This window comes from Brevundimonas sp. AC546, assembly GCF_979258305.1.
The window spans coordinates 1,333,335-1,353,337 of record NZ_OZ409849.1 but is presented as its reverse complement, the minus strand read 5'-3'; the positions used below and the strand labels follow the sequence as shown (position 1 = coordinate 1,353,337).

The 20,003-nt window shown below is 68.6% G+C and carries 15 protein-coding genes; 1 reads left to right on the top strand and 14 read right to left on the bottom strand.

The annotated features are described in order from the left end of the window. Positions 1–52: 52 nt before the first annotated feature. The 4 genes from smc to ACZZZD_RS06665 all read right to left on the bottom strand — a co-directional run bounded on the left by smc (position 53) and on the right by ACZZZD_RS06665 (position 5,411). On the bottom strand, positions 53–3,490 hold the full coding sequence (smc, locus tag ACZZZD_RS06680) for a chromosome segregation protein SMC (protein ID WP_463433784.1): 3,438 nt from the start codon (positions 3,488–3,490) through the stop codon (positions 53–55). A gap of 12 nt (positions 3,491–3,502) precedes the next feature. After that, positions 3,503–4,114 (bottom strand): thioredoxin domain-containing protein, encoded by a 612-nt coding sequence (locus ACZZZD_RS06675; RefSeq protein WP_463433783.1) that lies wholly within the window; start codon positions 4,112–4,114, stop codon positions 3,503–3,505. A gap of 4 nt (positions 4,115–4,118) precedes the next feature. After that, positions 4,119–4,763: a DsbA family protein gene (locus ACZZZD_RS06670; protein WP_463433781.1), complete on the bottom strand. Its 645-nt coding sequence runs from the start codon at positions 4,761–4,763 to the stop codon at positions 4,119–4,121. Positions 4,764–4,859: 96 nt separating this feature from the next. Continuing rightward, complete coding sequence (locus ACZZZD_RS06665) at positions 4,860–5,411, bottom strand: DUF721 domain-containing protein (protein ID WP_463433779.1); 552 nt, start codon at positions 5,409–5,411, stop codon at positions 4,860–4,862. 20 nt (positions 5,412–5,431) lie between these two features. Between ACZZZD_RS06665 and mutY the strand changes: the two genes are divergently transcribed. Beyond that, complete coding sequence (gene mutY / locus ACZZZD_RS06660) at positions 5,432–6,481, top strand: A/G-specific adenine glycosylase (RefSeq protein WP_463433777.1); 1,050 nt, start codon at positions 5,432–5,434, stop codon at positions 6,479–6,481. Between the two features lie 2 nt (positions 6,482–6,483). Here mutY and ACZZZD_RS06655 read toward each other — a convergent pair whose 3' ends face one another. The 10 genes from ACZZZD_RS06655 to ACZZZD_RS06610 form a co-directional block, all read right to left on the bottom strand. Continuing rightward, a complete protein-coding gene (locus ACZZZD_RS06655; protein WP_463433775.1) occupies positions 6,484–8,631 on the bottom strand; it encodes an amylo-alpha-1,6-glucosidase in 2,148 nt (715 codons plus the stop codon). Between the two features lie 147 nt (positions 8,632–8,778). After that, positions 8,779–9,894: a glycosyltransferase family 4 protein gene (locus ACZZZD_RS06650; RefSeq protein ID WP_463433773.1), complete on the bottom strand. Its 1,116-nt coding sequence runs from the start codon at positions 9,892–9,894 to the stop codon at positions 8,779–8,781. 208 nt (positions 9,895–10,102) lie between these two features. Then, positions 10,103–11,194, bottom strand: coding sequence for a DNA methyltransferase (locus ACZZZD_RS06645; protein ID WP_463433771.1), 1,092 nt, complete (start codon positions 11,192–11,194; stop codon positions 10,103–10,105). A gap of 112 nt (positions 11,195–11,306) precedes the next feature. Next, positions 11,307–11,483: a hypothetical protein gene (locus ACZZZD_RS06640; RefSeq protein WP_463433769.1), complete on the bottom strand. Its 177-nt coding sequence runs from the start codon at positions 11,481–11,483 to the stop codon at positions 11,307–11,309. Between the two features lie 63 nt (positions 11,484–11,546). Next, positions 11,547–12,647, bottom strand: coding sequence for an HlyD family secretion protein (locus ACZZZD_RS06635; protein ID WP_463433767.1), 1,101 nt, complete (start codon positions 12,645–12,647; stop codon positions 11,547–11,549). 14 nt (positions 12,648–12,661) lie between these two features. Then, the gene (locus ACZZZD_RS06630) at positions 12,662–14,359 is read right to left on the bottom strand and encodes an MFS transporter (protein ID WP_463433765.1); all 1,698 of its coding nucleotides are present in this window, start codon (positions 14,357–14,359) and stop codon (positions 12,662–12,664) included. Further along, positions 14,359–14,934: a TetR family transcriptional regulator gene (locus tag ACZZZD_RS06625; protein ID WP_463433763.1), complete on the bottom strand. Its 576-nt coding sequence runs from the start codon at positions 14,932–14,934 to the stop codon at positions 14,359–14,361. The genes ACZZZD_RS06630 and ACZZZD_RS06625 overlap by 1 nt, the downstream gene beginning before the upstream one ends. Before the next feature lie 208 nt (positions 14,935–15,142). Further along, complete coding sequence (locus ACZZZD_RS06620) at positions 15,143–15,652, bottom strand: GNAT family N-acetyltransferase (RefSeq protein ID WP_463433761.1); 510 nt, start codon at positions 15,650–15,652, stop codon at positions 15,143–15,145. Next, positions 15,649–17,724, bottom strand: coding sequence for a S46 family peptidase (locus tag ACZZZD_RS06615; protein ID WP_463433759.1), 2,076 nt, complete (start codon positions 17,722–17,724; stop codon positions 15,649–15,651). Before ACZZZD_RS06615 ends, ACZZZD_RS06620 begins: the two co-directional genes overlap by 4 nt. 186 nt (positions 17,725–17,910) lie before the next feature. Continuing rightward, entirely contained in the window at positions 17,911–20,001 is a 2,091-nt protein-coding gene (locus ACZZZD_RS06610; RefSeq protein WP_463433757.1) for a S46 family peptidase, read from the bottom strand. Between the last annotated feature and the right edge of the window lie 2 nt (positions 20,002–20,003).

Sequence of the window (20,003 nt, the reverse complement as noted above, 5' to 3'; positions counted from 1 at the left end):
GCGCGCGGTCCCCCTCCCCCCTTACGCTTCGCTTCTTGCGGGAGGATCGTCTTCATGCGACCAGGGTCTCCGCCTGGTTCAGGTCGACACTGACCAGTTGGCTCATGCCGCGTTCGGGCATGGTGACGCCGTACAGGCGGTCCATTCGGCTCATGGTCACGGGGTTGTGGGTGATGACGATGAAGCGGGTGTCGGTGCGGCTGCGCATCTCGTGCAGCATGCGGCAGAAGCGGTCCACATTGGCGTCGTCCAGCGGGGCGTCCACCTCGTCCAGCACGCAGACCGGCGCGGGGTTGGCCAGGAAGACGCCGAAGATCAGGGCCGCCGCCGTCAGGGCCTGCTCGCCCCCGCTCATCAGGCTCATGACCGACAGCCGCTTGCCGGGCGGGCAGGCGTAGATCTCTAGCCCGGCCTCCAGCGGATCGTCGCTCTCTACCAGTTTAAGCTCGGCCTGACCGCCCCCGAACAGGGCCTCGAACAGGCTCTTGAAGTTGGCGTTGATGACGTCGAACGCCGCCACCAGTCGCTCGCGGCCTTCGGCGTTCAGCTCGTCTATGCCGTCGCGCAGCTTGGCGATCGCCTGGGTCAGGTCGATCCGCTCCGACCTCATGCTGTTCAGCCGGTCGCCATATTCGACCGCTTCGTCTTCGGCCCGCAGATTGACGGCGCCCAGGGCCTCGCGTTCGCGCTCCAGTCCGTACAGCAGGCTCTCGGCCCCCGCCGCGTCGGGCGGGCGGGCGATGGCGTCGTCGGTCAGTTTGCGGCCCAGCTCGTCGGGCGACATCTGGGCCGTCTCGCGCAGGGTGGTCTCGGCCTCGGTCAGCTTCTCGGCGGCGGCCTCGGCCCGGGCGGACATGCCGGCTCGGGCCTCGCGGGCCTGGGACGCGGCGGTCTCGGCGGCGCGCGACGCGCGGTCGGCTTCGGTCGCCGCCGTCTCGGCCGAAGCCATGGCGTCCGATGACGCCTGTTTGCGCTGTTCGGCGGCGGTCAGCGTGTCCAGCAGTTTGCCGCGCTGTTCGGCGAAGCCCTGGGGCGCGACCTCGGCCTGTAACAGCTGCGCGGCGGTCCTGTCGGCGTCCTTGGCAAGGGCGGCGATGCGGGCGCTGCTGTCTTTGGATCGAGCGATCCAGCCCTCGCGGGCGCGGGTCAGGCTGCCCAGCCGCTGTTCACGGCCCTGGCGGTCGCGGGCCTCGGCGTCGCGGTCCGAGCGGGCGGTCTGGGCGGCGAGGCGGGCGACATCAGCGGCGGCGCGGGCGGCGGTCAGTTCGTCGCGCAGGCCCGACAGGGTCTCGGACGGGGCGTCCGTGGTCTGGGCGGCGTCCAGCGCGGCTTGAGCCTCGGCCACCTCAGCCGCCAGCCGGGTCACGGTGTCGTCCAGAGCCTGGGCGCGGGCTTCGCGACGGGCCTGGTCGCGGGCCAGGGTCTCGACGCGGTCGCGGGCGCCGGTCACGGCCTTGTCGGCGGCGAAGGGCTTGAGGCGGGCGGTCTTCACCGCCTCCTCGGCGGCGCGGAAGGCGTCGGTGGCGGCCTTCTGGGCGGCTTGGGCCTGATCCAAGGCGGGTCTGCCCTTGTCGATGTCGGCCTCCAGCTCGGCCAGCCGCGTGCGCTGGGCCAGGCGGACGGCGGCGGGACGGGGCGCCTCGGCGCGGCTGACGAACCCGTCCCAGCGATAGAGGTCGCCCTCGACCGTGACCAGGCGGGCGCCGGGAGGCAGGGCCTGGGCGACGCGGGCCGCCTGCGCGTGGGACGCGACGCCGCACAGGGCGAGGCGCGCGGTAAGTTGGTCCGGGGCCTGAACATGGTCGGACAAGGGCGTGACCCCGGCGGGCCAGATCGGTGCAGGCGCCTCGGCTCCGCCCCAATAGGCGGCGGCGCGGGCGTCCAGCGCCGCGTCCAGATCGTCGCCCAGGGCGGCGGCGAGGGCGGCCTCGTAACCCTTGTCGGCGCGCACCTTGTCCAGAGCCGGGGGATGGTCGCGTTTGCCGGTGACCAGCAGCTGGGCCAGGCCGCGCGCCTCGGTCTGCAACCGGCCCAGCCGGTCCTCGGCGGCGCGGGCGGCGGTGCGGGCCTCCTGTTCGGTGCGGGCCAGGTCGCCGCGTTTCGCCTCGGCCGCCTCAACGGCCTCGCGCGCGGCGGTCAGCTCGGCCTGGGCGGTCTCCAGCGCCTGGCGAGCGGTCTCCAGCTCGGGTGTTTCCAGCGGACCCAGGGCCTCGCGTTCGCGCCTGGCCTGATCGTGCTGGCCGGTAACGCGGGCCAGCCGGGTCTCGGCGTCGCGCTTGCGCGCCGTCTCGGCGTTGGCGCGGGCCTCGACGGCGGCGAGCGTCCCGGCCAGGCGCTCGACCTCGCCGTCGGCGGCCTTGCGAGCGTCCTCGGCGGCGGTCAGGGCCTTGTCCAGTTCGGGGCCGCGTTCGGGGGCGGCGGCGATCTCGGCCTTCAGCCGGGTCAGTTCGTGGTCCAGCCGGTCCAGTTCACGCTGGGCGTCGGCGGACATGTTCCCTTCACGCTCGACATCGGCGGCGATGCGGGCGGCTTCGGCCTTGAGCCGGTCCACCTCGGCGCGGGCGGCCTGTTCGGCCATGTCCAGCCGGTCGCGCTCCAGGCTGGCGCGGTGCAACAGGGCCGAGGCGACGGCGTCCTCCTCCCGCGCGGGCTTCAGGGCTTCCTGAGCGACGAGGGCGGCGGTCTGGGCGGCCGCGGCGGCGGTCGTGGTGTCGGCGACGGCGCGGTCGGCGTCGCGCAGTTCCTCGGCTGAGGCCTCGGCGGCCAGCTTGGCGTCGTTCCAGCGGACGAACAGCAGCGCGGCCTGAAGGGCGCGGATCTCGGCGGAAATCTTCTTGTATTTCTCGGCTTGGCGGGCCTCGCGTTTGAGGCGGTTCAGCGCCGTCTCCAGCTCGCGGCCGATGTCGTCCAGCCGGTCCAGATTGGTCTCGGCCGCCTTGAGGCGCAGCTCGGCCTCATGCCGGCGGGTATGCAGGCCGGCGACGCCGCCCGCCTCTTCCAGGATGCGGCGGCGGTTTTGCGGCTTGGCGGCGATCAGCTCGCTGATCTGGCCCTGACGCACCAGGGCGGGCGAGTTGGCGCCGGTCGAGGCGTCGGCGAACAACAACTGGACGTCGCGCGCGCGCACCTCCTTGCCGTTGATCCGATAGGTCGAGCCCTGGCCCCGGTCGATGCGGCGCGACACCTCCAGCATCGGGCTGTCGGTAAACGGCTGGGGCGCGCGACGTTGCGCGTTGTCGATGGTCAGGCTGACTTCGGCATGGCTGCGGGGAGGACGGCCCGCCGCACCGGCGAAGATGACGTCGTCCATACCCTGGCCGCGCATGGCCTTGGCCGAGTTGGCCCCCATGACCCAGCGCAGGCCTTCCAGCACGTTCGACTTGCCACAGCCGTTGGGGCCGACGACGCCGGTCAGGCCGGATTCGATATGCACCTCCGCCGGGTCGACGAACGACTTGAAGCCGACGAGCCGGAGGCGCTGGAACTGCATCGTCCTGGCGGACTACCGGCGCAGCAACGGGTCGATGGCGGCCGACAGGGCGTCCAGCGAATGATCGGCGACGGCGGTCCCGTTGACGAAGAAGCTGGGCGTGCCGGTGACGCCGGCCGCGCGTGCGCCCTCGATCTGGGCATCCAGTTCTGTGCGGATGGTCGGGCCTTCCAGGCAGGTTTCGATCTGGTCGCGCGTCTTGCCGCTGGCGGCGATGCCGGCCGCGAACCAGGGCTGAGGCCCCGTGGTCTGCAGATTGGCCTGATCGCGCATGAAGACGGCCGCGACGTCGAAATAGCGCTCTGGCGCGGCGCACAGGGCCACCGCTGCGGCTGCTGCGGCGACATTGGCCGGCTGGGTCGGCAGGTTGCGGTGAACCAGCCGGACCTTGCCCGTGTCGATATATTTGGCCTTGAACGCCGGCAGCACGGTGTTGTGGAAGTCCGCGCAGTGCGAGCAGGTGAAGGACGCGTATTCGATCACCGTCACCGGCGCATCCGCGCGACCCAGGACATGGTCCTGGGCCGTGACGGGCGGGGGCGCATCGGCGGCGAACGCCGGCGCGGCCAAACCTGTGGTCATGGCGGCGATGGCGAACGAAACGGCGAGGAGGGCGCGTCGCATCGGCTTACTTCGCCAACGCGGCGTCGACAGCGGTGGACAGGTCGGCCAGGCTGGCGCCCTCGCCGCCGGGCGAGATGACCTGGGTGTCGTTGACGTAGAAGGCCGGAGTGCCGGTCACGCCCTGGGTGCGGGCGGCCTGGACGCGTTTCTCCATGGCGGCGACGGCGTCCTTGTCGGTGACGCAGTCGTTGAACTGCTGCTCGGACATGCCGGCCGCCTGGGCGGTGCGCAGCAGCCACTCGCGCGGCGAGGACGTCAGCATCTCCTGCTGGGTCGCCATGAGTTGGTGGACGACGTCGAAATACTTGTCCGGGCCGGCGCAGCGGGCGATCAGGAAGCCGGCGGTGGCGGCGTCGACCGGCGGGGTCGGCAGCTCTCGGAAGATGTAGCGGACCTTGTTGGTGTCCACATATTTGGCCTTGAACGCCGGCCAGGTGTTCTTCTGCCACAGGGCGCAGTGGGGGCAGGTGACCGAGGCGTATTCGACCACGGTGACCTTGGCGCCTTCCGGCGCGCCCAGGCCCATGTCGCCCTCGGCCGCGCCCTTGGATCCGCCGCCGCACGCGGCCAGAGCCATGGTCGCCAGGGCGGCGCCGGTGATGGCCGCACGACGGCTCATGCGGGCGAAGCGGGTTTCAATGTCGGCCATGGGACTTCCTTGATCGGATCGTTGGCGAATGGTGGCGCGATTCCCCCGGAACGGCGCCACCCCAGACTAGTCGAGAACAGGTGCGGCGAAGTTTTGTCAATCTTGACTGTTGGGACGCGACAGGGCGACGCGGCCCAAACGCGCGAGCGCGGCGCGCAAATCGTCGGGGGCGGAGGCGATGGAGGCGGCGAGATCGGCCTCGGCCTGGGCGGGCAGGGGTGGCGGCTTGGCGCTGCGTCTGGGGCGCGAGGCGGCCTCTTTCAGGGGAGCGACCGGCCCCTGGGCGATGCGCAGGCGATCGACCGTTCCGGCGCCCAGGAACAGATTGACGCGGGCCAGGATGTCTTCCGACTGATGCTGGATCAGCAGGGCGGCGGCGCCCGCGACGCGCAGCTCCAGCACGCCGGGCTGGCCGCCCTTGCCCTTGGTCAGCTTCTGCGGTCGGGTGACGCGGGCCAGTCGGTCGCCGACGATCTCGCGCCAGCGGGGCTCCAGCGCCCCGGCGCCGCGTCCGAACTGCTCGTCCAGCTTCTTGATCAGGGGCGTCAGCGCCTTGCCCGCGCGCGGCGCCGGCCGGGGGACCGGACGGGTGCGGCGGCGAGACAGGATCTCGCGGACCTCGGCGTCTGTGGGCAGCGTGCGGCGCATGGGTCTATATAGCCCGGTCCATGCCTGACGTCTCTCCCGACATCGCCGTGATCCGGTCCGCCCTGCTCGCCTGGTACGACACCCATGCGCGCAGCTTGCCGTGGCGGGCGGCCGTGGGTGCGGCGCGGACCGAGCCCTACCGGGTCTGGCTGTCGGAGGTCATGCTGCAGCAGACGACCGTGCCGCATGCGACGCCCTATTTCCACACCTTCACCACGCGGTGGCCCACGGTCAGCGACCTCGCGGCGGCCGAAGATGCGGAGGTGATGGGGGCCTGGGCGGGGCTGGGATATTACGCCCGCGCGCGCAACCTGCTGGCCTGTGCGCGAGCGGTGGCGGGCGAGCATGGCGGGGTGTTCCCGGACACTGAAGCTGCGCTGCTCGCCCTGCCGGGGGTGGGCGCCTATACGGCCGCGGCCGTCGCCTCCATCGCCTTCGACCGGGCGGCCAATGTGGTGGACGGCAATGTCGAACGGGTCATGGCGCGGCTGTTCGCGGTCGAGACGCCTGGCCCGGCCGCTCGACCCGAGCTGAGGCGGCTGGCGGGGCTGTTCATCACCGACGAGCGGCCTGGAGACTGGGCGCAGGCGCTCATGGATCTGGGGGCGACGGTGTGCCGGCCCAAGTCGCCGTCGTGCGGGGCCTGTCCCGTGGCGGACGAATGCCTGGGCCTGGCGAGCGGACAACCGGCCCGGTTTCCGCTCAAGACCAACAAGGCGGATCGGCCGCACCGGCGGGGCACAGCCTATGTCTTGGTTGACGACCAGGGACGGGTCGCGGTGGAGACGCGGCCGGACAAGGGGCTGCTGGGCGGAATGCTGGGTCTGCCGACCAGCGACTGGACGGCGGGCGAGCCTTCAGGGGTAGCGCCGATCCCGGGCGACTGGCGCGACGCCGGTGCGGTCGAACATGTCTTCACCCACTTCAGCCTGACCCTGACGGTGATGACAGCGCGGGCCGAGGCGGAGGGGTCCTGGCGCTGGATGCCGGTCGAAGCGGCGCGGGCGGCCCTGCCCACCGTGTTCGCCAAGGCGCTGGATCGGGCGAGCGCGCCAGACCTGTTCACATAGGCTTACCGCAGGGTGCGGATCGCGACCTTGCCCTGTTTGTGATTGGGGATGACGACGGCGCGGCCGCCGGCGTGCTGGATGTTCAGATCGACGACGGAGCCGCCGACCTCGAGGCCGCTGATCTTCAGGCGATCCAGACCGGCGGGCAGTACGGGGTCGGCCAGATCCACGGTTTCGGTCCAGGCGTCGATGGACAGACCCAGCGTCGCCTGCAGCATCAGGAAGACCGAACCCGCCGCCCAGGCCTGGGGCAGGCAGGCGACCGGATAGGCGATGGGCGGTTCGCCCGGCTCGCGAGGGAAGCCGCAGAACAGTTCGGGCAGGCGCAGGTGGAAGTGGGCGGCGGCGGCGTAGATCTCGGCCAGGATTTCCGAGACGGCCTCGCGCTCTCCATAGTTGGCCATGCCGGCGGCGGCCATGGCGGTGTCGTGGGGCCAGACCGACCCGTTGTGATAGCTCATCGGGTTGAAGCGGGCCTGCCCCAGTTCCAGCGTGCGGATGCCCCAGCCGGTGCGGAACTCCGCCGTCAGCAGGCGTTTGGTGACGCGGCGTGCGCGCTCCAGCGACGGCAGGCCGGTGAACAGCAGATGGCCGGCGTTGGAGGCGATGGCGCGGCATTGCTCGCCGTCGCCGTCCAGGGCCACGGCGTAGAACCCTTCGTCCTCCATCCAGAACTTGTTTTCGACCAGGGCGCGGACCTGTTCGGCGCGCATCCGCCAATCGGTCGCGCGATCGTCGTGCAGACGCTCGCCCATATCGCCCAGCGCCTTCCAGGCGGCGAAGGCGTAGCCCTGAACTTCCAGCAAGGCGATGGGCCCCTTGGGGAAGCGGCCGTCGGCGTGGAAGATGGAATCCTCGGAGTCCTTCCAGCCCTGGTTGGACAGGCCGGTATCGGCGCCGCGCTGATAGTCGATCAGGCCGTCGTTGTTGCTGTCGCCATAATCGCGCATCCAGTTGGCGGCCGCGATCAGATTGGGCCACAGCGTGCGGATCAGGTCCAGATCGCCGGTGCGGTTGGCGTAGGCGCCGGCCAGGGCGACGAACAGGCAGGTCGTATCCACCCCGCCGTAATAGAGGCCAAACGGCACCTCGTGCAGGGCGCTCATCTCGCCGCCGCGCGTCTCGTGCATGATCTTGCCGGGCTGACTGTCCTGGAACAGCGAGGTCTCGGTCGCCTGGCGCGAGGCCAGATAGGTCAGGACGCCCTTGGCCAGCGACGGGTCCAGCCACAGCATCTGCCAGGCGGCGATGATGCCGTCACGGCCGAACGGGGTCGAGAACCAAGGCGTGCCGGCATAGGGATAGGGGCCGGTCGGCAGGTCGGTGGTCAGCAGCGCCATGTCGGCCCGCGACTGATCCAGCCAGTCGTTGAACCGGGGGCTGCGTGGGCCGCGCACCGAGGCGCCCCGACGGCGTTTGGCGCGCATGGCCAGCCGCGCCTGAATGGCGTTCTCGCGCCAGCGTCGGGCGTCGGGCGTCTCGCAGGCGTCGACTCCGCATTCGATGAACAGGTCCATCGAGCGCGCCTTGGGCAGGCTGAACATGAACTCGGCGCGCTGGTGCGTCAGGCGGGCAGGCGGTTCGGAGAAGGCGATGCAGCTGGAGCGTTCGACATCGTCCAGTCCGGTATAGCGGAAGGTGACGCGGCGACCGTCGGTGGTCGGGGTGTGGATCGTGCCGCGCTTGGCCCGAGGCGTGCCCCGTACCTGAAAGATGTCGGCGAAGTCGGCGCTGAAGTCGAAGGCCAGCGGCAGAAGGATGTCCTCCACGCCATGGTTGACCATCCGGACGCGCTCGAACATCCGCCGACCCCACAGGAAACGACGCCGCTCAATATGCAGAACGCCAGCCGGGGCTGATCGGCCGCCCATCGGCGGCAGGGGGCGGTTGGTGGTGTGGCAGGAGAAGAAGACGTTGTCCTGGCTGACGCCCGACGAGAGGCGTGACGGCTTCAGCAGGCCGACCGTCATGGCCCAACGCGACAGGACGCGGGTGTCGTCGGCGAACAGGCCGTCGGCGCCGCCCTTCATGTCGCCCCAGCCGTCCGCGACCAGGAAGGTGTTTCCGTCTTTCAGCGCCATCAGTTGTTCGAGGCCGGAGGCCTCAACCGTATCGCCGGCGGTCAACTGGGTCGTGTAGGCGTCGTCCATGCGGTCTTTCCCCGTTGTTTTGAGGCCTCGGCCGAACGTGCCACCCGAATGCGGCGCTCAGGGGCCGCTTGGAAGATGAAATGAAACAGGCGGCGGAGAGTTCATCTCCGCCACCTGTTTTTCTTGCAGGAATAAGAAAGCTTCGCCTTAAGCGATGGCGGCGAAGCTGCGATCTTCCTTCAAGGGACGCAGAGGCCTCACGACATCGTCGAGCGCGGTTTCGGCAAATGGACGGCGCGCCAGCATGTCGCCGTAGACGTCCAGATAACGCCGGGCCATGGCGGTCGCCGAGAACCGCAGGTCGAAGCGGGCGCGAACAGCCTCGCGGTCCAGCAGGTGGGCGCGGCCGGCGGCGGCGATGGCCTGTTCCATGGTGTCGACCAGGAAGCCGGTTGCGCCGTCCTCGATGATCTCGGGCGTCGAGCCGCACCGGAAGGCGACGACGGGCGTGCCGCAGGCCATGGCCTCGATCATCACCAGGCCGAAGGGCTCGGGCCAGTCGATGGGAAAGAGCAAGGCGTCGGCGCCGCCCAGGAAGGCCGATTTCTGATGGTCGCCGATCTCGCCGATGAACTCGATCAGGGGATTGCCCTCGACCATTGGGCGGATCGTCTCTTCCCAATAACGTTTGTCGGCGGCGTCCACCTTGGCGGCCATCTTCAGGCGCTTGCCTAGCTTGGTCGCGATCTCGATGGCGCGGTCAGGGCGTTTCTCGGGCGAGATGCGGCCCAGGAAGGCGAGGTAGCCCTCGGACTTGGGCGAGAACAGATACTGTTCACCCGGCATGCCGTGATGGACGGTCGCCTTCCAATTGGCGAAATGCAGCGGCTTGCGCTGATCGTCGGAAATCGACACCAGGCCGAACTCGCTCCAGCGTGCATAGACGCCGGGCAGGTCCTTCATGTCCAGGCGGCCGTGCAGGGTGGTCAGGGTCTTGTCCGCATATTTCTGGAACAGCGGGAAATGGATCATGTCTGTGTGGAAGTGGATCACGTCGAAGTCGTCGGCGCGGTCCAGCACTTCGCCCAGCATGGACATGTGAGCGGCTAAGTCCGACTTCAGCGGGGCGGGGTCCAGGCGGATGGCCTGGTCGCGAACGGGAACCAGGCGCGCCCTGGTCTGGGCGTCGGCGCTGGCGAACAAGGTGACGTCGTGGCCCAGGTCGACCAGGGCGTCCGTAAGGTGTGCGACGACACGTTCCGTGCCGCCGTAGAGCTTGGGAGGAACAGCCTCGTAAAGCGGGGTGACCTGCGCAATCTTCATGATGTTGTGCTCCGAACCCGCACGCGCGGGACCACGAACAACAATGATCTCGCAACTGCGAAGTTCCGTCGCCCACTGCGATTTTCGCATAGGTTTCGGTGGGTTACAGCGAAGCTAACCCTGCGTCAGTGTGCGAAATCGTACCAATCCGGAAAAAATAACCTGCTAAGTGCTTGATGTGGCTGATGCGACGCGGCGTCGCACCGGCCTACATCGCGGCGCGAACCTCGGAGCGCAGGGCGTCGATGGATTTAAGGCCTTGGTCGGTCTTGAAGCGCCAATAGGTCCAACCGTTGCAGGCGGGCGCGTTTTCCAAGAGGGCGCCCAACTTGTGGATCGAGCCGCTCAAGGAGCCGGACACCAGCGACCCATCGGCGCGCACACGAGCCTCGCGCTCGCCCTTGGGGCAATACAGGCGGTCCCCGGGATGCAGCAGACCGGCCTCGACCAGGGCGCCGAAGGGCACCTTGGGTTCGGCGCGTTTGGAGCCGGTCACCATCAGGTCTTCGGGGCGGGCGGGGATGACCGAGGCGATGCGGGTCGCGGCGACGTCGGCATAGGTCTCGTCACGCTCGATGCCGATGTAATGACGGCCCAGGCGTTTGGCGGCGGCGCCGGTGGTGCCGGTGCCGAAGAACGGGTCCAGGATCACGTCGCCGGGGCGGGTCGCCGACAGCAGGACACGGTGAAGCAGGGCCTCCGGCTTCTGGGTCGGGTGGGCCTTCTTGCCATCGGCGTCCTTGATCCGCTCCTCGCCCGTGCACAGAGCGAAGGTCCAGTCGGACCGCATCTGGGTGTCTTCGTTGAAGGCCTTCAGGGCGTCGTAGTTGAAGGTGTAGCGCTTCTGCTCGCGCGACTTCGCCGCCCAGATCAGGGTTTCGTGGGCGTTGGTGAACCGCGTGCCCTTGAAGTTCGGCATCGGGTTGGACTTGCGCCAGATGATGTCGTTCAGCACCCAGAAGCCCAGGTCCTGGATCGCCGATCCCAGGCGGAAGACGTTGTGATAGCTGCCGATCACCCAGATCGAACCCTCGGGCTTCAGCACGCGGCGGCATTCCGCCAGCCAGGCGCGAGTAAAGGCGTCGTAGTCGGCGAAACTGGCGAACTTATCCCAGTCGTCGTCGACCGCGTCGACCTTGGAGTTGTCGGGACGCAGAAGGTCGCCGCCTAGCTGCAGATTATAGGGGGGGTCGGCGAAGACCATGTCCACCGAGGCGTCGGGCAGGCTTTTCAGCACCTCAATGCAGTCGCCGCGGTGAATGACGTCCTTGGTCAGGACAGGGGTCTTCAGATCGGACATGGAACGCGGCCCCGCAACAATGAGACCGCAATGGTGAATCCTTGTGGTTAAGGTCGGGTAACCGACGCGAAGAGATCGCGCCGGCCGGCGTCGATTTAGGCCTAAGCCGCCATCACGGCTGCCGTTTGAAGGTGTCGCCCACTTCTGTCGCGTCCGGGCCATCGGGGCCCGCGCTTTGGCGCTCGGCGTGCCCGACCTTCTTCGTGTCCTTGCTGGACGTCAGGGCGTCCGGCTTGCCCGCAGGGTCGGCCCCGTTCTTTTCTCGGCCTTCGGTCTGTTCGCAATCCATAAGTCTGTCTCCTTGCTAAGGGAGATAGTGCGAGGATCGGCGAGGCGTTCCGACGGTTGACGCCTAGCCCGCCGTGTTGACCTTCGCCACCACCGACATTCCCGGCGCCAGGCGTCCGGCGGCTTCCTGACCCGGATCGATGCGGATGCGGACGGGGATGCGCTGGGCGACCTTGGTGAAGTTGCCGGTGGCGTTGTCGGGGCGGATGACGCTGAACTCCGAGCCGGCGGCGGGGGCGATGCGTTCGACGTGCCCACGCAGGGTCTGGCCACCCAGGGCGTCCACCGTGATCTCGACCGGCTGGCCGACGCGGATGTTCTTCATCTGCGTCTCCTTCATATTGGCCGTGACCCAGACGACGTCGGGGACCAGACCCATCAGCTGAGTTCCGGCGGTGACATACTGGCCCTGGCGCACGCCGATCTCACCCAGGCGGCCCGGACGCGGGGCGGTGATGCGGGTGTTGGCCAGATCGATCTGAGCCAGGCGCACGGCGGCCTGGGCGTTCTCGACGGCGGCGGCCAGGCTGTCGCGGCCGACCACGGCCGAGGTGACGCCGGTCTGGGCGATGCCCTCGGCGGCGCGGGCCTGAGCGACCTGGGCCTGGGCGCTGCGCAGGGCGGCCTCGGCGATGTCGACATTCGCCTGGGCCACCCAGCCGCCGGCCTTCAGGGTGCGCGCGCGGTTGGCGTCGGCCTGGGCGCGGGTCAGGGTCGCCTGGGCGGCGGCGATGGTGGCGCGCTGCTGGGCCACCGAACCCCGAGCCGAGGCCTGGGTCTGGGTCGAGTTGGACAAAGCCGCTTGGGCGGAGTGCAGGCTGGCCTCAGCCTGCTCCAGCCGCTGGCGATAGATGCGGTCATCGACCTGGGCCAGCACCGTGCCCTGCTGCACCATCTGGAAATCCTGGACCGGCACCTGGACCACATAGCCGTTCACCTGCGGGCTGATGATGGTCACCTGGCCGCGAACATAGGCGTTGTCGGTGCGCTGGACCGCGCCCCTGAACGGCGGAAGCTGCCAGGCGTAGAGCACCAGAAGCACCCCCAGCAGGGCGACCCCGGCGGCGATGACGGTCCACAGCACATTCTTCTTGGGCGCGGGCGCAGGGGCTGGCGCGGCCGGGGCGGGTTGAGGTGCGGGAGCGGGCGGGGCGGCGTCAGTCATGGCGGGGTCTCGGTTCAATCTGCGGCGGCGACGGCGGCGGCCTGGGATACGGCGTCGCTGGTGGCGGTCTTGGCGTCGCGGCGCGCCTTCCAGCGCGGGCGAAGATGGGTGACGGTCACCCAGGCGCAGCCCAGGGTCGCGATCACGGCGATGACCAGGAAGACATCGTTATAGGCCAGGACATTGGCCTGTTGCGTCACCTGTCGGCCCAGCAGGGCCGCGCCCTCGGCGTTCAGCATAGCCGGGTCGGTGATGGTGGACGAATAGGCGCCTGAGAGCTGGCGCAGGCGCAGCGCCACCTGCGGGTCGAGGGCCGATATGCCGGCCGCCAACTGATTGGAATGGTATTTCTCGCGGACGATCTGCAGCGTGCCGGTCAGGGCGCCGCCGGCTAAACCGCCCACGTTCTGCAGCACGCTGAACATGACGATGAAGCTGATCAGGTTCTGCTTGCCCTGGGTCAGCACCTTGGCGATGCCGATCATCAGGGCCGGGCCGATGAACATGGCCGAGGCGAAGGCGATCAGGGCCTGGCTGAAATAGAGCTGGGCCGGGCGGGTCAGGACGGTCGAATGGCTGTCGATCCAGGCGCCGAGGGCGATCAGGGCCAAGGCGATGGCGATCGGCTTGTTCAGCTTTTCCATGTTCAGGGTGAAGGCGCTGACCAGGGTGCCGGCGATCATCGACAGCAGGATGACGACGAACAGCCCATGCAGCTGGTCCGGCCCCAGGCCGACGACCGTCAGGAACCCAACCGCGCCCGAGGTCTGTTCGGTCAGCACCATGCGGATCAGCAGGATGGCCCCGAACAGGCGCAGCAGGTCCGGCCCCGTCAGCCAGCGGGTGTTGATCAACGGATTTGTGCGGTTGTGCTCGACCAGGAAGGCGGCGGTCAGCAGGACGATGGAGCCGATCAGGGACCAGCCGATCCAGGCCGCTTGCGTCCACCAGACGATCCGCCCCAAGCCCAGGGAGGCGCACAGCAGGGCCACCCCCGGCGCGAACAGGGCGAAGGTCAGGAAGTCCAGCCGGTCGAACACCCGCAGCCGCTCTGACGGCGGCAGCTTGACGACTTGCACGGCGCCCCAGGCGACCAGACACATGCCCAGTTCGTACAGATAGAAGGCGCGCCAGTCGCCGAGCTGAAGCAGGCTGGGCATGATCAGGCGGGCGATGGGCACGGCGAAGCTGGCCAGGCCGATGCCGATGATCAGCCCCTTCAGCCGGTGCGCCGCCGGGAAGGCCTGGATGATATAGAGAAAGCCCAGGCTGCTCAGACCCGCGCCCGCCATGCCGGCGATGGCCCGCACCAGCAGGGTCGACTGATAGTTGTCGACGAACAGGTGGGCCGCGCAGACCAGCACGAAGGCGCCCAGGAAGATCTGGGTGAACAGGCGCAGGCCGTACTGCATCCTGAACTTGACCAGGATCAGGTTCATGCAGGCGTTGGTCATGACGAAGACGACCGGCAGCCAGGCGGCCTCGGTCACCGTTATCCCCAGCGAGCCCTGCAGGTTCTGGATGTTGGCGGTGACGGCGGCGTTGCCCAGCGACCCGACCATGGCGACCAGCAGGCCGGTCAGGGCGTACTGGATCCGCATCGGCCAGGAATGGTCGGGCGTGGCGGGCGAGCCGGGCATCATCGGCCGCTCGTGCGGCTTCAGCGTCTCGACATACTGTTCCCAGGGCAGGTGCCAGTTGTTGCGGGCCATCAGCGGGGGGCCCTGCGAGGCTTCAATCCGTCGAGAATAATCGCGCGGGTGCGCAACGACACGGCCTGACGCTCGGCCGCGTCGGCGCCCTGAAAGCCGGCGCCCAACAGGGTGGCGATCAGTCGGATGTCCATCGGCCGCAGATCCTCCCTCACCAGACCGGCGGCCTGGGCCCGCTCCAGCGGTGCGGCCCCCGCCTCCATCAAGCTCTGCCGCAAGGAGGTAAGCGCATCCGGCGACCGCACGTTCCGCACGACCCCCGCAAGCCCCGCATTGCGCACCATGTCCTCGGCCAGCCGGTCCAGAAACCAGAAGAAGACCGATGGATCGTCGCCCTGTTCGGCGGTGCGCCGGCCCAGGTCCGCGACATCGGCCTCCAGCACCGCCAGAGCCAGTTCGGTGCGGTCGGCGAAGTGGCGATACAGGGTGCCGCGCCCGACCCCGGCCTTCTCGGCGATCAGGTCCAGCGGCGCGTCCAGCCCCTGGTCGGCGAAGACTGCGCGCGCGGCTTCGAGCACGGCGGCGCGGTTGTGAACGGCGTCCTTGCGGACAGGTTTGGGGGCGGGGCGCGACATGGTGACGCGCTTAAATGGACAATGGTGTCCGTTTTTCAAGGGGCGCGAAATGCTTTCTCCCTCGCCCATTGGGAGAGGGCTTGAGCGTCCGAGAGCGTCAGCGATCGGTCTACGCGAAAGGGTGAGGGGCGTGACGCGCGACCTGGCCCACCGCCCGACCCTCATCCGGCCCTTCGGGCCACCTTCTCCCACAGGGAGAAGGACGGGATTAGAGCCTCTTCTCCAGCACAACGAACGCCAGTTCCGGCCGGGGCGGATCGACGGGGAAGGGGCGGGTCTCGCCGGTGGGGGCATAGCCGCGTCGCTCATACCAGGCGATCAGTTCGGCCCGGCGGCGGATGACCGTCATCTCCATGCGACGCGCGCCGAACCGGTCTACGGCTTCTGTCTCTGCGGCGGTCAGCAGACGGCGGCCCAGGCCGGACGCCTGCAGGGTCGGCTCGACCGTCAGCATGCCCAGATAGGCTAGGTCCTCGCCGGCGCAAGCGACTTGGACGCAGCCGTTCAGGACGCCATCGCGATGCGCCAGCAAGAGCACGCGGTCAGGGTCGGCGACCAGGGCCGTCAGCTCGTCCGCACTGGTCCGGTCGTCGAACAGCAGGTCGGCCTCATGCGTCCAGCCGGCCTTGGCCGTCTCACCGCGATAGGCGCGTTCGATCAGCGGGTGCAGTGCGGTGACATCGTCGGGCGTCGCGGCGCGGAAGACGATTTCGCTCACCGGGTGACACCCAGCTCCTCGACCAGATGGTCCATTCCATAGACGTCGCGCAGGGCCACGGTCACGGCCTGGGTGGTGACGATCACGCTGCGGTTCACGGCGCGGTCGTAGCCATAGGCGTTACGCTGGGTCAGGACGGTGGAATCGAAGTTGGCCCCGATGATCTCGCCCTTGGCGTTGATGGCGGGCGAGCCTGACGAGCCGCCGATGGTGTCGGTCGAGACCGCCATGTCCATCACGGCGGTCGGGTCGATCCGGTCCTTGGCCGCCAGCAGTTTGGGCGCTACGGCGAAGGGCTCGGCGCCGGTGGCCCGGTCCCACAGGCCGGCGAAGGTGGTGAAGGCGGCGAACCTCTGGCCCGGAACGTCCGAACCTTCGACCTTGCCATAGGTCAGGCGCAGGGTGCCGGTGGCGTCGGGATAGATGGCGTCGCCATAGGCGGCGAACCGCGCGGTCGCCAACTGTTCCGAGGCGCGGTCGGTCGGGGCCTTGACCTTGTTCTCCCACTCGGCGCGAACCGCGCGAGCGTCGGCGTCGATCGACAGCACATACTGGATCAGCGGATCGTCCGACGCCTGAACCGCCGCCAGGCCGCCGGTCCATAGGGCGCGGCGCACGGCCGGGTCGGCCAGCTTGGTGCCGGCGACGACGCGGGCCGACAGACCCTCGGGGCTTTCCTTGGCCAACAGGGTGCGGACATGGGGGCTGTCGGCCGTCAGCCATTCCCGCGTCTTGGACAGCCACCATTCCAGCCGGATCTGCTCGAGTTCGGGATAGACAGGGCGTTCGGCGAACAGGCCGGATTCGACGCCAGGCAGGCGGCTGTCAGCGTATTCGGCCAGACGCTGGTCCGATGGCTTGGCCCGCTCCTGCGCGCCGCGCACGATGGCCCGCGCCCATTGGAACAGTTGCGATCCGCCCGCGACCGAGGTCGTGCCCATGGCCGTACCGCCCTCAAGCAGGGCGGTGGGGGCGTAGAGTTCGCGGGCCAGGGGCTGGACGGTCTCCAGTGCGCCCCACGGATCGGGGCCGGTTCCATTCGTGGCGGCGTAGCGCTGCATGAAGTCGCCTTCGGCAGCGGTCTTGGTCGTCATGAAGTCAGCGTCGATCAGGGCCGCCATCCGGCCGCGCCCGCGCTTGTAGGTGTTCTCCAGCCCGACGATCGGATCCATAGCAATGAAGGCCTGATCCTCGCCTTCCTCGGCATATCGGATCAGGCGACCGCGTAGCTCGGACGCGATCAGTTGGTCCAGCGGCAGGACCACGTCGCGGATGGTGGCCAGTTGGTCCATCGTCAGCAGGCGCTGCGTCGCGCCGGGATTGCCAGAGACGAAGACGGCTGCGCCCTCGGTCGGCTTGTCGGCGTTCCAGACGAAGTGGATCGGGGTCTCGACCGGCTTGTCATCCTCGTACAGGCGGATGAAGGCCGCATCGATGGCGAAGCGCGGGAAGGAGAAGTTGTCCAGGTCGCCGCCGAAGGTCGCGGCCCGATCCTCGGGCGCCCAGGCCAGGCGGACGTCTGAGTATTTGCGGAACTTGTAGAGCTTGAACTGACCGCCCCGGTACAGGCTGACGACCTGGCAGCGGATCTTGGGATCACTGCCGCAGGCTTCGGTTTCGATCCGGCCGGCCTCGGCCTCGCGCGCCTGGGTGAAGGCCTGGCCGTCCAGACCCTCGCCTGCCTTGTGCATCCGCTCGGTCACGTCGGAGATGTCGGTCAGGATCTCGGCCGTGGCGCCGGGGCATTTGCGCTCTTCCTCACGCGTCTTCGGCGTGAAGCCGGTCTCGCCGTACTGCTGCTGCGGCGTGGACAGGTTGGCGACGCAGGTGGCGACGCAGTGGTTGTTGGTCATCACCAGACCCTGGCCCGACACCACGCCCGCAGAGCAGCCGCCGAACTTCACCGACGACAGCCGCACCCGGTCCAGAAAGGCCTGGTCGATGTTGGTGCCCAACGTCTGGTTGGCTCGGGCGATGGGGAAGTTGTCGTAGGTCCACATGCCTTCTTCGGCGCGCGCTGAGGTAGCTGCGAGAGCGAGGACGGCGGCGGAGGTGAGAAGGGCGAGACGCATGGGATAATCCTATGTCTCCTCCCCATCGCGGAGCGATGGGGAGGTGGCGCGGCGCGTCTTCGCGCCGTGACGGAGGGGCTCTGCGATACATGACAGGCGTCGGTGCGGTGGTGAAGAGCCCCTCCACCCCCGGCTTCGCCGGCGGTCCCCCTCCCCATCGCAAGCGATGGGGAGGAGACGTGGGTGTTACCGAACGCCCAGTTCGCGCAGCAGGCGCGGTTGGTTGTAGACGTTGCGCAGGGCCTCGGTGATGGCGGCGGTCGAGACGGTCACCGTGCGGTTCAGCTCGGGGTCGTAGCCGAAGCTGCCGCCCAGCGAGTGGATGTTGCCGTCGAAGGCCGCGCCGATGACTTCACCCTTGGCGTTGATCACGGGCGAGCCCGAGTTGCCGCCGATGATGTCGTTGGTCGAGACGAAGTCATAGACGGTCGACTTGTTGACCTTGTCCTCGGCCGCCATCCAGTCCTCGGCCGCGTTGAAGGGCTCTGCGCCGGTATTGCGCTCGTACAGGCCGCCGATCTCGGTGAATGGCGTCACGGTCACGCCGCGATAGGTCCAGCCCTTCACCTGCCCATAGGACAGGCGCAGGCTGAAGGTCGCGTCGGGATACAGGTTGGTGCCGTAAACCGCGAACCGGGCCTGGGCGATCTTTTCGCCGGCGCGGCTGGTCGGGCCGGACACGGCCGATTCCCACTGGGTGCGGATCGCTTGGGCCGCGTCGTCATTGGCGAGGACGAAGGCGATCAGCGGATCGCCCGAGGCGGCGAGCTGTTCCGGAGTCATGGCCAGGGCCTGGGCGCGGAAGGCCGGATCGGCCAGACGCGTGCCGTCGATCAGGCGCGCGGCCACCTGTTCAGGGCTTTCCTTGCCCAGCAGCGCCTTCACGTTGGCGTTGTCCACCGTCAGGTATTCGCGGGTCTTGGACAGCCAGAAGTCGACGAAGACCTTCTCCAGGTCGGTCGAGATCGGCGTCTCGGTCGCCAGGCGACGGCCCAGCGAGGCGATGTCGGCGTCCGAATAGCCGGCGCGACGCTCAGCCACCGGCTTGGCGCGTTCCTTGGAGGCGCGGACGATGGCCTTGGCGTAGCTGTAGAGCGACGACCGCTGGCCAGCCGCCGACTCCAGCTGGCGGTAGGGCAGGTAGAGGTCGCGCTGGGCGGTCGAGACGCGCTCCAGGTCGGCCCACGGATCGCCGATACGCTGGGCCAGGGCCGGGTCGGCGGAGACGCGCTGGCGCAGTTCCTGCTCTTCCGAACGCTTGGTGGCCATGAAGGCCGGATCGGTCAGGGCGCCCTGCTGGCCGTAAAAGACCTTGAAGCTGTTCTCCAGGCCGAACAGCGGATCGACGGTGACGCGCTTGGCCTCTTCGCCGGTGGTCGAATATTCGAGCAGGCGACCGCGCAGTTCAGACGACTGGATCAGGGTCAGCGGCATCTGCTGATCACGCAGGACCTCCAACTGGGCCATGGTCATCAGACGCGAGGTCGAGCCGGGGTTGCCGGCGACGAAGGTGACGTCGCCGTCCTTGGGCGCATTTGCGTTCCAGGTCAGGTGGTTCGGCGTGGCGACCGGCTTGCCGTCCTCGTAGATGCGCAGGAAACCGGCATCGAGGGCGTAGCGCGGGAAGTTGAAGTTGTCCGGGTCGCCGCCGAAGAAGGCCGCCTGGAACTCGGGCGCGAAGACCAGACGCACGTCGTCGTATTTGCGGAACTTGTAGAGCTTGTACTGGCCGCCGCGATAGAAGCTGATGACCTGGCAGGTCAGCTTCTGGTCGTCGCCGCAGGTTTCCTTCTGAATCTTGTCGATCTCGGCGGCGCGGGCCTGGACGAAGGCGGCGCCTTCAAGCCCGGCGCCGGCGCCGACGACGCGGTCGGTGACGTCAGTGATGTCGGTCAGGATTTCGGCCGTCTGACCGGGGCATTTCTTCTCTTCTTCACGGGTGGCGGGCATCCAGCCGTTCTTGACGTAGTCGTTGTCGGCCGTGGACAGGTCCTGGACGCAGGAGACGACGCAGTGGTGGTTGGTCAGCACCAGGCCTTCGTTCGACACCAGCGAGGCCGAGCAGCCTTGAAGGCGAACAGCGGCGTTGCGCACGCGGTCCAGCCAGGCCTGGTCGATGTTGGTGCCGTATTTCTCGTTCACCGTCGCGATGGGGAAGTTGTCGAAGGTCCACATGCCTTCGTCGGCCCTGGCGGACGTAGCGGGAGCCGACAGGACGGCGGTCGCGGCGCCGAGGGCGGCCAGCGAGGCGGTGAGACGAAGCGAGGGCAATGACATGG